This is a genomic window from Inquilinus limosus MP06, from assembly GCF_000767795.1.
Lineage (GTDB): Bacteria > Pseudomonadota > Alphaproteobacteria > DSM-16000 > Inquilinaceae > Inquilinus > Inquilinus limosus_E.
In genome coordinates, this window is sequence record NZ_JANX01000124.1 from 1 (window position 1) to 13,356 (window position 13,356).

Genomic DNA, 13,356 nt, shown 5'->3' on the forward strand with positions numbered 1-13,356 from the left:
GCCGGCCGGAGGTCAGCAGCGCCACCACCGGCACGCCGAGGTCCAGCACCGCCTCGGCCAGGTTGCGCTGGCGGCCCGGCAGCTCGGGCCGGGCCCGGCTGGCGGCCTCGCCGCTCATGATCGCGGCCTCGCCCACGCACAGCAGCACCACATCGGCGCCGCGCGCGGTCTGGACGGCGGCGGCGATGCCGGCGTCGCCGCCGGTCTCGATCTCGGTGCCGGGGACATAGGCGATCTCGGCCTCCGGCAGCGCGGCCTTGATGCCTTCGAGGATGGTCACCGCCTCCTCCCACCGCCCGGCGCCGGCCCAGGAGCCGAGCATCTCCGACCGCGCATCGGCCAGCGGGCCGATCACGGCGATGCGCCTGGCGGACGGCGCCAGCGGCAGCACGCCCTTGTTGGTCAGCAGCACGATCGACTTCGCCCCCGCCTCGCGCGCCAGCCGCCGCCGCTCCGCCGCGTGGAAGCCGTCGGGCACGGCGGCGACGCGGCGATACGGGTCGTCGAACAGGCCCAGCCGCTGCTTCAGCCGCAGCACCCGGCGGACCGCATCGTCGATCTCGTCCTGGGTGACCAGACCGCGCTGCAGCGCCTTGGGCAGGCCGGCGGCATAGGCGCCGCTCATCATGTCCATGTCGACGCCGGCCTTCAGCGCCAGCACTGCGGCCTCCACGGCGTCGCCGGCGACGCCATGGGGCAGCAGCTCCATGATCGCGTTGTAGTCGCTGATCACCGCGCCGTCGAAGCCGAGCTCGCCGAGCAGCGTGCCGCGCAGCAGCCGGGCATTGGCGGTCATCGGCACGCCGGCGACGTCGTTGAAGGCCGGCATCACCGTGGCCGCTCCCGCGGCAAGGGCGGCGGCGAAGGGCGGCAGGTAGACCTCGCGGATCGCGCGGTCGGAGACGTCGGCCGAGTTGTAGTCGCGGCCCGCCAGCGCGGCGCCATAGGCCAGATAGTGCTTGGCGCAGGCGGCCACCGCGTCGGGCGCCGCCAGGTCGGCGGTCTGGTAGCCGCGGACCTTTGCCTCGGCGATGCGGGAACCGAGCCAGGGGTCCTCCCCCGGCCCTTCGGAGATGCGGCCCCAGCGCGGGTCGCGGGCGATGTCGAGCATCGGCGAGAACACCAGGTCCAGCCCGTCCTCCGCCGCCTCCATCGCCGCCTCGCGCGCCGTGTGCTCCCACAGCTCGGGCGAGAACAGCGCCGCCTCGGCCAGCGGGATCGGGAAGATGGTGCGGTGGCCGTGGATGACGTCGAAGGCGAAGAGCAGCGGGATCTTCAGCCGCGTCTCCTCCACCGCCATGCGCTGGGTCTCGCGCACCCGCTCCGGCCCCCAATGGTTGAACAGGCTGCCGATGCGGCCGGCGCGGATGCCCTCGGTGACGTCGCCCGGCAGCACCGGCCCGGTCACCGCCAGGTTCGAGGACATCATGGTGAGCTGGCCGATCTTCTCGTCGAGCGTCATCGCCGCGAGCAGGGTCTCGATCCGGTCCAAGGGCCTACTCCGCCGTTGCCTGTCCCAACCGGCCCGATGCCGGGAGGTCCGCCCGGGATCAAGGCAAAAAAAACGGGCGCCGGAAAGGGGGAAACCGGCGCCCGAGTTGAGGGGAAGGAGACAGAAGGCTCTAGGCGATCAGGCCTTCGGCAGCTTCAGGGCGACGAAGCGCTGGTCGCCCTGGCGGTTGATCAGGAGCATCACGGCGTTGCGGTCGGCCTCCTTGGCCGCCTTGACCTGCTTGGCGACCTCGGACGGGGTCTTCACCGCCTCGCTGCCGACCCGGACGATGACGTCGCCGGGGCCGACCCCGGTCTCGCGCGCCGGGCCGTCCTCGCGGATGCCGGTGACGAGCACACCCTCGACCTCGTCCGGCACGCTGAACTCGCGGCGCACCTTCGGGGTCAGGGCCGAGAGCGACAGGCCGAGCTGGTCGTCGACCGCCGGGCCGTTCTCCTCGGCGCTGGCGACCTCCTTCGAGCCCGGCAGCTTGGCGATCTCGACCGAGATGGTCTCGGTCTTGCCGTTGCGCAGCACCTCGACCGGCACGGTCTTGCCGGCGGCGGTGTCGGCGACCAGGCGCGGCAGGTCGGAGAGCTGGTTCACCGGCTTGCCGTCATAGCCGGTGATCACGTCGCCCTGGTGCAGACCGGCCTTCAGCGCCGGGCTGTCGTCCTGGACGTCGGCGACGAGCGCGCCTTTGGCCTTCTCGAGACCAAGTGCCTCGGCCATCTCCGGTGTCACCTGCTGGATCTGAACGCCGAGCCAGCCGCGCTGGACGCTGCCATGCTCGCGGATCTGCGCGATCACGGTCTTGGCCAGGTTCGACGGGATGGCGAAGCCGATGCCGACCGAGCCGCCCGAGGGCGAGTAGATCGCGCTGTTGATGCCGATCACCTTGCCGCTGGTGTCGAAGCTGGGGCCGCCCGAATTGCCGCGGTTGATCGGCGCGTCGATCTGCAGGAAGTCGTCGAACGGGCCGGAATGCAGGTCGCGGCCGCGGGCCGAGACAATGCCGGCCGTGACGCTGCCGCCGAGGCCGAACGGATTGCCGACGGCCACGACCCAGTCGCCGACCTGGGCGGCGTCGCTGTCGCCCCACTCGACCGCGGTCAGCTTCTTGTCGGTCTCGATCTTCAGCAGGGCGAGGTCGGTCTTCTCGTCGGTGCCGACGACCTTGGCCGGGATCACGGTGCCGTCATTGAGGGTGACCGTGATGTTGTCGGCGTCCTTCACCACATGGTTGTTGGTGACGATATAGCCGGCCGGGTCGATGATGAAGCCGGAGCCGGCGCCATGGATCACCTGGTCGCTGTCGCCACCGCCGCCACGGGGCCCGCGCCGGCCGGGCTGCTGCTCGTCGAAGAAGCGCTTGAAGAACTCGTCGAAGGGTGAGCCGGGCGGGAACTGGCGCATCCGCGGGCCATTGCCGCCCTCGTCCTCATCGGCCATCTGCGAGGCCGACGGGTGCTCGGTGGTCGAGACATTGACCACGGCCGGGGTGACCTGGCGCACCAGGCCGGCGAAGGAACCGGGGGCGGCCGGGACGATCGAGGTCGGCGCCTCGGCCTGGCTCTGGGCCACGGCCGGACGGTCGAAGGTCAGGACAGCCCCGACCGGCACGCCGATCAGGGCCGTGCCGAGCAGCAGCGCTGCCGTCATCCGGCGGAGGCCGGTCCGCGGGCCGCGATCGTCGGAACCGAAGGGGGTCTTCATCTGCGTCATCTCCACCACTGTCCAAGCGCCGTCGCAATCGGTCGGCGTGTGGTGATGAAGATGGGATCTCGGCCTTTAAATGCCTGTTTCGACGGGATTAATTCGATTTAATGAAGGTCCGCTGAATCGCCCGCGGCGCACAGCAATTCCGTTTCGGAATTGGGACAATTCCTTGTGAGCTTAACGAAAAGTATGTTGCCGCCCCCGCCCCCGCGGCGCAAAACCAAACCGTGGCTTCGGCCGGTGCCGGCACCGTGCCTCGGCATCCCGCCAGCGGTCGGCCGCCAAACCGAGAGGTTGTTCTTCGCATCGGCCTGCCCATATCTCGGGTATCGGCCGATATGCCGAAAACCGATCCCGATGTTCACCGATCCCGGTGAGCGGGAGAGAGACAACATGGTCACAACACTTCTTGTCGTCTGGGCCATCATCGGCCCATCCATCGGACTTGCCGTCGGCGCGTGGTGGTGCAGCCGCGAGCGTGACGAGCCCGTTCGCGTCACCTCCCGCCAGGCCCTGCCGTCCCCCGAGCGCTCGCTGGGCTGGCGCTGACCGGGCAGATTCCGCCTGCCCAACCGGATGGCGGGCCGTCAGATGATGGTCAGCAGCGCGTGCAGCTCGGCCGGGTCGATCTCCGGCTGCGGATCCCCCCAATGCGCATCGACCTCGTCCGACAGCTGGTTCAGCACATGGACGCGGACGTCATGGCAGCCGTCGATACGCTGCTGCACGGCGGCGTCGACCGGCCAGACCGTGGCGACCAGCATCAGCACATAGGACAGGTCGTCGGTGGCGTCCGAGAGCGGCAGCAGCAGGGTGCGCTTGCGGACGCTGTCGAGGCCGTCCGACAGCGCGAACTCGGCGTAGAGCGGCCGTTCGGAGAGCTGCACCGTCATCAGCGCCCGGCGCATCGCGTCGTGGCGCTCGCCGGCGCAGAGATCCTCCAGCGCCCGGCCGGGCAGGTTCCGGTCCGAGGGCAGCCCCGCGCCCTGGGCGTCCAGCGCGAAGCGGAACGTTCCCTCGCACGGCATCCACGCCCATAGCAGGATCGGCGGCGGCAGCCGGCTGAGGCTGGCGAAGATCATGTCGTCGCACGCGGGCAGCCGGCCCTTCGCCGCCAGCCGGCCCCATATCCGGTAGACCGTCCGAAGCTGCCGGTCCGCAATCGACTCGTCGAACCCCACCTAACCATCCCCCCACAGGAAGCTCGCCGCACACGCGAGAAAACTCTGCTCTCACATCCTAAACTATGCATCCCCCAATTGGAGGATGACATTGAAAGTTTTCAGACAGGCGACGACGATTCGTCCAGACCTGTTGCCGGGATGTCAGGGGTGACGCCGGTCCCGCAACGGCGTATTCCACAAGCCGGTTCCGGTCTTTGACGAGTCGATGCGATCATGTGCCGCTGGCTGAGCTATTCGGGCGCCCCGATCTTCCTCGAGAAGCTGCTGTTCGAACCCGAATTCTCGCTGATCCAGCAGAGCCTGCATGCCCGCAAGGCGGTGGTGGCGACCAATGGCGACGGCTTCGGCGTCGGCTGGTACGGCGAGCGGCCGGTGCCCGGCCTGTACCGCGACATCCTGCCCGCCTGGGCCGACCCGAACCTGAAGAGCCTGGCGCACCAGATCCGGGCCAAGATGTTCTTCGCCCATGTCCGGGCCTCGACCGGCACCGCGACCAGCCGGGCCAACTGCCACCCCTTCAGCCAGGGGCGCTGGCTGTTCATGCACAACGGCCAGATCGGCGGCTATGACCGGATCCGCCGGCGCCTCGACGCGTTGATCCCGGACGAGTTGTACCCGCATCGCGGCGGCACCACCGACAGCGAGCTGATCTTCCTGGCGCTGTTCGGCTTCGGGCTGGAGGCCGACCCGGCGGGGGCACTGCGGCGCACCGTCGCGGCGATCGGCGACGTCATGGCCGGCGCTGCGGTCGGCGAGCCCTTGCGCATGACCGCGGCGCTGAGCGACGGCTGCAGCGTCTGGGCCGTGCGCTACGCCACCGACGAGACGCCGCCGTCGCTGTTCTACTGCTCGATCGAGGAGCAGCGACTGATCGTGTCGGAGCCGCTGGACGGCGATTTCGACCACTGGCACCAGGTGCCGCCCGGCCACCTGCTGGTGACCGACTGCGCCGGCCGGCTGGACCTGGAGCCGTTCAGGCCGTGAGGCGCCGGTACGGACTTTCCCTGGCGCTCCAATTGCCTCTCCCGCTTGCGGGTCCTTTTCAAATAGCCGACGCCCATCCCTTTATAGTCCCCCCTCCCCTTGCGGGAGGGGGGCAGGGGGAGGGGTCTGCGCGCGTCCGCGCGCGAATGGGCAAGGCCTTGATCTAACGGATGGACAGATTTCCAAGGGTCTCGGCCGGGTCGAGCCGAGAGAACCCCCTCCCCCTACCCCCCTCCCGCAGGGGGAGGGGGACTCGTTTTGCTTCCGCCGCGAGCGTTCCGGACAATCCAGAGGAATTCCGAAAAGGTCTCGCAAGCGGGAGAGGCAACAACTGCCTACGCTCTCAGACGCTCGTTGTTCGGATCGAAGGGCGATTCCTCGATCACCACGGCGCGATGCGGCTTGCCGAGGATGGTGACGTCCAGCTCGGTGCCGATCTCGCCGAGATCCGGCCGGACCATCGCCAGGGCCAGCGACTTCCCGAGGCGCCAGCCATAGCCGCCCGAAGTGCAGCGGCCAACCAGCTCGCCGCCCCTGGTGATCGGCTCGTTGCCGCGGGCATCGGCATCGGTGACGTCGAGCACCTCCAGCGTCACGAACCGGTTCCTGAAGCCGCGCTCGCGCCAGGCCACCAGCGCGTCGCGGCCGATGAAGTCGCCCTTGTTCGGGTGGACGAACCGGTCGAGTCCCGATTCCAGCGCCGAATACTCGATCGACAGCTCACGCGGGATCAGGCGGTACGACTTCTCCAGCCGCAGCGAGTCCATCGTCCGGATGCCGAAGGGCTTCAGGTCGAACTCGCGGCCCGCATCCATCAGCAGGTCGAAGATGGTGTTCTGCATCTCGATCGGGTGATGCAGCTCCCACCCCAGCTCGCCGACGAAGTTCACGCGCAGCGCCTGGGCCTGGGCGATGCCGACATTGATCGGCTTGCCCGACAGCCACGGGAAGGCGGCGTTGGACAGGTCGGTGTCGGTCAGCTTCTGCAGCAGGGCGCGGGAGCTCGGGCCCGCCAGCACGAAGACGCCGGTCTGGGTGGTGATCTTCTGCAGGTCGACCGAGCCGTCGCGCGGCCGCAGCTTCTGCAGCGTGTCCCAGTCGTGCCGCTCGAAGGCGCCGGCGCCGACCAGGTAGTAGTGGTTCGGGGATTCGCAGTAGATCGTGAACTCCGACCGCACGCCGCCATTCTTCGACAAGAGATGCGCGAGCGTCATGCGGCCCGGCTTCTTCGGCACGCGGTTGGCGACGATGCCGTCCAGCCAAGAGGCCGCGCCCGGCCCGCTGACCGTGTATTTGGCGAAGGCCGACATGTCGAGCAGGCCGACGGTCTCATGCACGTGCCGGGCCTCGCGGCCGACGAACTCGAAATAGTTGGAGCGGCGGAAGCTCCACTTCTCGCGGATCTTCTCGCCCGGCGCCGCCGGCGGATGGTTCTCGTTGACCAGCGTGTCGGGCTTGTTGAGATCCGCCTCGGTCAGCTCATAACCCTCGGGCGCGAACCAGTTCGGCCGCTCCCAGCCATAGACGGTGCCGAACACGGCGCCCAGCGCCTTCATCCGGTCGTAGCAGGGCGCGCGCTTCAGCGGCCGCGCCGCCACCCGCTCTTCGTCCGGATAGTGGACGGTGAAGACGTTGGCGTAGGCCTCCTCGTTCTTGGTGCGCAGGTAGCCGCGCGAGGCGTAGGGGCCGAAGCGGCGCGGGTCGACGCCCATCATGTCGATCGAAGGCTCGCCCTCGACGATCCATTCGGCCAGCTGCCAGCCGGCGCCGCCGGCGGCGGTGACTCCGAAGCTGTGGCCCTCGTTCAGCCAGAAGTTCTTCAGCCCCCAGGCCGGCCCGATGATCGGGCTGCCGTCCGGGGTGTAGGCGATGGCGCCGTTATAGACCTTCTTGACCCCGACCTCGCCGAAGGCCGGCACGCGGGCGATCGCGGTCTCGATATGCGGCGCCAGCCGCTCAAGATCCTCCTGGAACAGCTCGTATTCCGACTGCTCGTCCGGCCCGTCGACATAGCAGCAGGGCGCACCCGGCTCATAGGGGCCGAGGATGAAGCCGCCGGCCTCCTCGCGCAGATACCAGGAGCTGTCGGCCTCGCGCAGCACGCCCATCTCCGGCAGGCCCTGGCGGTGCCGCTCCTGCACCGCCGGGTGCGGCTCGGTGACGATGTACTGGTGCTCGACCGGGATCACCGGCACGTCGAGCCCGACCATGGCGCCGGTGCGGCGGGCGAAGTTGCCGGAGGCCGAGACCACATGCTCGCAGGTGATGTCGCCCTTGTCGGTCTTCACCAGCCATTCGCCGGACGGCGTCTGCTCGATGCCGAGGACGGTGGTGAAGCGGTGGATCTCGGCGCCCATCGCCCGGGCGCCCTTGGCGAAGGCCTGGGTCAGGTCGGCCGGTTGGATGTAGCCGTCATCCGGGTGCTGGATCGCGCCGATGATGCCGTCGGTCTCGCACAGCGGCCAGACCTCCTTGACCTGGGCCGGGGTCAGGACGTTGACCTTGATGCCGATCGTGTCGGCCACGCCCTTGTAGTACATGAACTCGTCCCAGCGATCCTTCGTCCGGGCGAGGCGGATGTTGGAGACCTGGCGGAAGCCGACATGCTGGCCGGTCTCGGCCTCGAGCGAGTTGTAGAGCTTGACCGAGTACTTATGGATCTGCCCGACCGAGTAGCTCATGTTGAACAGCGGCAGCAGCCCGGCGGCGTGCCAGGTGGAGCCGGAGGTCAGCTCCCTGCGCTCGATCAGGACGACATCCGTCCAGCCCTTCTTCGCCAGGTGATAGAGCGTGCCCACGCCCACCACGCCGCCGCCGATCACCACCACGCGCGCTGTTGACTTCATCGCTCGAACCGCTCCCTGCGGGCCACTCCGGCCATCGTGATGGGAGTGTCCGGGCCGTGCCGGTTCGGGGCTAACCCAGCCGCGACCTGTGATGTCGCAGGCCCGCCAAAGGTCCTTCCGGCAAGTCCCTGCCCTCCCGACCATCGGCCATGTCGCAATCGGACTGGCCGGCCGCGCCGGGATCGGCATGCTGGCTTGCAAGATTCCCGCGAGGCCGACCATGACGCTGCCACCCACACCGAAGATCGTCTTCCTCGACCGCGAGACGCTGGCCCCGGCGATCCGCCTGCGCCCGCCCGCCTTCCCGCATCGCTGGGAGGAGCACCAGCGCACTGCGCCGGACCAGGTGCCGGAGCGGCTGGACGGTGCGAGCGTCGCCGTGATCAACAAGGTGCCGCTGCGCGAGCCGGTGCTGGAGCGGCTGCCGGACCTCCGCCTGATCGCGGTCGCCGCCACCGGCACGGACTGCGTCGACACCGCCTGGTGCGACCGGCACGGCGTCGCCGTCTGCAACATCCGCGGCTATGCCGTGCACACCGTGCCGGAGCATGTCTTCACCCTGATCCTGGCGCTGCGCCGGTCGCTGCTGCCCTATCGCCGCTCGGTCGAAGCCGGGCGCTGGCAGGAGGCGAGGCAATTCTGCTTCTTCGACCACCCGATCCTGGACCTGCACGGCGCCCGGCTGGGGCTGATCGGCGGCGGGTCGCTGGGCAGCGCGGTGGCGACGATCGGCCGGGCCTTCGGCATGGACGTCGTCTTTGCCGGCCGCAAGGGCGACGCGGCGCCGGCCGATGGCCGCCTGGCGTTCGACGAGGTGATCGCGACCAGCGACGTGATCTCGCTGCACTGCCCGCTGCGGCCGGAGACGCGAGGCCTGATCGGCGCCGCCGAGTTCGCCCGGATGAAGCCGGAGGCCCTGCTGATCAACACCGCCCGAGGCGGGCTGGTGGACGAGGACGCGCTGACCGAGGCGCTGCGGACGGGCCGCATCGGCGGCGCCGGCTTCGACGTGGCGATGCCGGAGCCGCCGCCGGCCGACGCACCGCTGATGAAGCTGCTGGATCTGCCGAACTTCATCCTGACCCCGCATGTCGCCTGGGCCGCGCGCGGCGCCATGCAGGCGTTGGCCGACCAGCTGGTCGACCTGATCGACGCGTTCGCGCAGGGTCGGCCGTTCAACCTGGTGGCAGGCGCGGCGAAGGGCTGAGAAGACTGCGGTCGGGCAGGCCGGCATGCGTTCGTAGGTTGGGTTCGCGGCCCGCGAACCCAACACGGGTGCGGCGGCGGGATGTTGGGTTCGCCTCGCGAACCCAACCTACGCGGCTGAATCACCGAAGTGTCTCGTCCTCTGGAACACATCAGTCCTGTCCAGGTGAGTTGCGTCGTCCCTCATTGAAGGGTTGGTCGCCTCCTGGGCCTCGGGCTGGGTGACGCTGTCATTCCAGGACGCCGCGACACTCGCTTTGCAGCAGTTCCCGACGGTCGCTTGTCGGGCTTACCAGCCTCCTCTGGAGCTATGGCAGACTCGGAGCCAAACATCGGCATTCCGAAAAATCCCTCAACAGAGGAGACAAACTCGCGGTTCTTTCTGAGCTCCCGAAAGACTGGCCATTTTTGGTAATCCTCGACGCGCAGCTCCTTCCCGACGATAGGAACTAATCTAATAGCCTCCGCATCATCACCTCTAACCGCGGCGACACAAATCTTAAACTTATTACTGGAGGCACTCCAATCCTCCCCGTCGAGTATATCGATCGCTGATTTTTGGTCACCAGACAGTTTTTTTGCATTAGCGAGATTCACGATCATCATTTTTCGCGTCAGATCTGACTCTTTCTTTTCGAATTCGGACAATCCGAAGTTCAGCAATCGCTGCGCCAATTCGAATCGCTCTTTAACAATGAGCGAGTATGCGGCCCCATTCAGCGCTCCAGCCGCCTCATCTATCTCCTTCTTATACAAATTTCTCCAAACAGCCTGCGTGATTCGTGAACCGAATTCGAATATAACATCCGCCGAATCCCTCACATATTTAGGGTTAAGCGCAATCCGCTCCCCTCTTTTTGTTTTCGATAGATCAATATTGTGTTCAGAGCAATTTCTGATGTACTGATGATTGACACTGCCATCTGTATGAACGAGTAGATTTCGCCTCTCACAAACCTCAATCAATGACTTCATGAGGTCATTTGAAAGTGGAAAATCCAACGTCAATTTATCTTTTATCCATTTTATTTGATCGTAATGGTTTTTTCTTGTGATTACATCAACTTCCCGATCTATTAGATATTCTTTAGCCGCCTCAACACTTCCAAGATCTTTAAGTTCTTTATAGGATATGGACGCATTATCTTTAAATAAGAAATCGTATTTAATCGCAAGTATCTCTTTGATAAGATTGTACATCAATATATCTAATGTTGTTACAAGATTTATTACAAGTAGTTTTGGAACAACTTTTCTAGATGCCTTTAAATTTTCAAGCTCTTCTATAGTTTGATCAAGCGATGTCATAAAATTGGACTCAACCTCAAATGTTATGCTTGAATTATCTTTAGAAACTTCATTGCCATTCTTTTGAAGATCTGATAGCAGATGCTTATTTATCGTAATATCTATCATCATCGGGTATAATCCAAACAACATCGATGCGGATGAATAATAAAACTCCATCGAACTAAGAAAATATTCGAATGCATTGTTCAATTGTCGAGATAAAAATGAACCCCCACTTCCATGACTGGCAACATCCTTGCTGATCTTATCCTCATCAGATTGCGCTTCGTTCGGCTCTTGGTTAGTATCTAATGCCTCTTTATGAAAGGAATAGGCGATCGAGCGGAAGGGCACATCGGCAGAATTTCGAGAGAGCCGAACATATAGCGGCCGCTTAATTGTCTTCATAGAATGCTCCTCGTCTTATAAACGCACAGCATGCTACTCAGCTGCTTCGTCGGCAACGCCAACGATGGCAGGCAAAACCAGTGAGCCTACATCTCTGAGCTATAGCCATAGCACACGCCATTAGGCCAGCCTGATCGGAAGGACGGACGCATGACAACGACCCCGGAGTCCCCCATCGCGCATCGCCGGCTCGGCGGCCTCCCGGTCTCCGCCATCGGGCTCGGCCTGATGCCGCTCTCGGGCGTCTACGGCGCCGCCGACGACGCGGCGTCGGAGGACCTGATCCGCCGCGCCATCGACCTCGGGGTCGACCATCTCGACAGCGCCGACATGTATGGCTGGGGCCACAATGAGGAGCTGCTGGGCCGCGCCATCAAGGGCCGGCGCGACCATGTCGTCCTGGTCACCAAATTCGGCCAGATCCGGCGCGACGGCCAGCCGAACGGCGTCGACGGCCGGCCCGAATATGTCGCGGAGGCCTGTGAGGCCAGCCTGCGGCGCCTGGGCGTCGACACCATCGACCTGTACTACCAGCACCGGGTCGACCCGGCGGTGCCGATCGAGGACACCGTCGGCGCCATGGCCCGGCTGGTCGCGCAGGGCAAGGTCCGCCATCTCGGCCTGTCCGAAGCCGGGGCGGACACCATCCGCCGCGCCCATGCCGTGCACCCGATCGCGGCGGTGCAGACCGAATACTCGCTGATGTACCGGACCGAGGCGGAGGCGACGCGCGCGGTGACCCGGGACCTCGGCATCGGCTTCGTCGGCTATTCTCCGCTCGGCCGCGGCTTCCTGGCCGGCGCGATCCGGGACATCTCCCAGATCGACGGCCGCCGCGCCGCCCATCCGCGCTTCCAGGCGGAGAACTTCGCCCACAACCGTGCCCTGGTCGACCGGTTCGAGGCGCTGGCGGCGGAGAAGGGCTGCACCCCATCGCAGCTGGCGCTGGCCTGGGTGCTGGCCCAGGGCGACGACGTGGTGGCGATCCCCGGCACCCGGTCGATCGCGCGGCTGGAGGAGAATCTCGGCGCGCTCCAGGTGGTGCTGACGCCGGACGACCTGGCCCGGCTGGACGCCGCCATTCCGGTCGGCGCCGCCGCCGGCACGCGCTACGCCGCCGCCGGGATGAAGTCGGTGCAGATCTGATATTGGCGAGGTCGCGCTCAACCTCCTCCCTCTCCCTACGAATGAACCGTCATTGCGAGGAGGCGAAGCCGACGAAGCAATCCAGGGGCCGGAGCGAGCCGCCCTGGATTGCTTCGCTGCGCTCGCAATGACGATCTTTTCACGGGCTCGCCGACATGAAGCATCCCCTCGACTTCACGGCGCCTGGCGTCGGTAGGCCACCACCGCCCGCAGCCGCCTCGGCTCGCCTCTTACCGCTCTTTCAACAGCGCGTCGTAGCGGTCTCGGGCGGCGTCCAGCGCCGGGAAGTGGCGCTCGGCCCAGCGGTCGAGCGCGGCCAGCGTCTCGCTCAGGGACTCGCCGAGCGGGCTGAGGCGGTATTCGACGCAGGGCCGGGCGGTGTGGAAGTCCTGGCGCAGCACCAGCCCGTTGCGCTCCAGCTCGCGCAGGGTCTGGGTCAGCATCTTCTGCGAGATGCCGCCGATCCGGCACAGCAGCTCGGCGTTGCGGGTAGGCCCGCCGGCCAGGGCGGTGAGGATCAGCACCGACCATTTCGACGCCACCAACTCCAGCGCATGGCGGGCCGAGCAGGTCTCGTCGAACACGTCCGGCGGGGAGGCTGGTTCGGGCTGGGCAGGCGGCGCCATCGGTTACCTCAAGGTGCGTAATTGCGGGCTGCGAACCCACTCCCGATACATAGGACCGTATCGCGGATCGCAAGCCTGTGAGGAGACACCATGGAGGTCCTGATTCTCAGCTCCAGCCCCCGGCGCGACGGCAACTCGGCCGTGCTCGCCGGCGCGGTCGCGGCGGGCCTGGCGGAAGCCGGCCATGCTGCCGGGACCGTGCATCTGGCCGACGCGATCGGCGGCCTGCTGCGCGACTGCCGGCAATGCCGGCGGCCGGACGGCAGCTGCGCCATCGACGACGGCTACCGCTCCCTGTTCCTCGACCGCTTCCTGGCCGCCGACGGGCTGGTCCTGGCCACGCCGATCTACTGGTACGGCATGTCGGCCCAGCTCAAGGCCTTCTTCGACCGGATGTTCTGCTATGTCGCGGCCTCCTACCCCGAGTCCGAGACGGTGAAGGCGCGGATGACCGG

General features: G+C 66.3%; 11 protein-coding genes. 5 read left to right on the forward strand and 6 right to left on the reverse strand.

Annotated features, from left to right (window positions below; all coding sequences use genetic code 11):
* On the reverse strand, nucleotides 1-1,492 hold a 1,492-nt coding region (locus P409_RS12360; protein WP_034836423.1), incomplete at its 3' end, for a glycoside hydrolase family 3 N-terminal domain-containing protein.
* 138 nt (nucleotides 1,493-1,630) lie between these two features.
* On the reverse strand, nucleotides 1,631-3,208 hold the full coding sequence (locus tag P409_RS12365) for a DegQ family serine endoprotease (RefSeq protein WP_152613352.1): 1,578 nt from the start codon (nucleotides 3,206-3,208) through the stop codon (nucleotides 1,631-1,633).
* Nucleotides 3,209-3,568: 360 nt separating this feature from the next.
* On the opposite strand from P409_RS12365, the gene P409_RS12370 reads away from it, so the two are divergent.
* Nucleotides 3,569-3,760: a hypothetical protein gene (locus P409_RS12370; RefSeq protein ID WP_034836429.1), complete on the forward strand. Its 192-nt coding sequence runs from the start codon at nucleotides 3,569-3,571 to the stop codon at nucleotides 3,758-3,760.
* A gap of 38 nt (nucleotides 3,761-3,798) precedes the next feature.
* Here the strand turns inward: P409_RS12370 and P409_RS12375 are convergent, their stop codons facing one another.
* Nucleotides 3,799-4,392: a PAS domain-containing protein gene (locus P409_RS12375; RefSeq protein ID WP_034836433.1), complete on the reverse strand. Its 594-nt coding sequence runs from the start codon at nucleotides 4,390-4,392 to the stop codon at nucleotides 3,799-3,801.
* A gap of 216 nt (nucleotides 4,393-4,608) precedes the next feature.
* On the opposite strand from P409_RS12375, the gene P409_RS12380 reads away from it, so the two are divergent.
* The gene (locus P409_RS12380; RefSeq protein ID WP_034836436.1) at nucleotides 4,609-5,379 is read left to right on the forward strand and encodes a class II glutamine amidotransferase; all 771 of its coding nucleotides are present in this window, start codon (nucleotides 4,609-4,611) and stop codon (nucleotides 5,377-5,379) included.
* Between the two features lie 335 nt (nucleotides 5,380-5,714).
* On the opposite strand, the gene P409_RS12385 is transcribed toward P409_RS12380, so the two are convergent.
* Nucleotides 5,715-8,225: a GcvT family protein gene (locus P409_RS12385; protein WP_034836439.1), complete on the reverse strand. Its 2,511-nt coding sequence runs from the start codon at nucleotides 8,223-8,225 to the stop codon at nucleotides 5,715-5,717.
* 220 nt (nucleotides 8,226-8,445) lie between these two features.
* Between P409_RS12385 and P409_RS12390 the strand changes: the two genes are divergently transcribed.
* Nucleotides 8,446-9,432, forward strand: coding sequence for a D-2-hydroxyacid dehydrogenase (locus P409_RS12390; RefSeq protein ID WP_034836442.1), 987 nt, complete (start codon nucleotides 8,446-8,448; stop codon nucleotides 9,430-9,432).
* 182 nt (nucleotides 9,433-9,614) lie between these two features.
* Here the strand turns inward: P409_RS12390 and P409_RS37930 are convergent, their stop codons facing one another.
* Nucleotides 9,615-11,129 carry a hypothetical protein gene (locus tag P409_RS37930; protein ID WP_152613353.1) on the reverse strand — a complete coding sequence of 505 codons (1,515 nt, stop codon included), beginning with the start codon at nucleotides 11,127-11,129 and terminating at the stop codon, nucleotides 9,615-9,617.
* A 150-nt stretch (nucleotides 11,130-11,279) separates the two neighbouring features.
* Here P409_RS37930 and P409_RS12395 point away from each other — a divergent pair, with 150 nt between their 5' ends.
* Nucleotides 11,280-12,275 (forward strand): aldo/keto reductase, encoded by a 996-nt coding sequence (locus tag P409_RS12395; RefSeq protein ID WP_034836446.1) that lies wholly within the window; start codon nucleotides 11,280-11,282, stop codon nucleotides 12,273-12,275.
* Between the two features lie 230 nt (nucleotides 12,276-12,505).
* On the opposite strand, the gene P409_RS12400 is transcribed toward P409_RS12395, so the two are convergent.
* The gene (locus tag P409_RS12400; protein WP_034836450.1) at nucleotides 12,506-12,901 is read right to left on the reverse strand and encodes a winged helix-turn-helix transcriptional regulator; all 396 of its coding nucleotides are present in this window, start codon (nucleotides 12,899-12,901) and stop codon (nucleotides 12,506-12,508) included.
* A gap of 90 nt (nucleotides 12,902-12,991) precedes the next feature.
* Between P409_RS12400 and P409_RS12405 the strand changes: the two genes are divergently transcribed.
* Nucleotides 12,992-13,356, forward strand: a 365-nt coding sequence (locus tag P409_RS12405) for a flavodoxin family protein (protein WP_034836453.1), incomplete at its 3' end; no start/stop codon positions are given.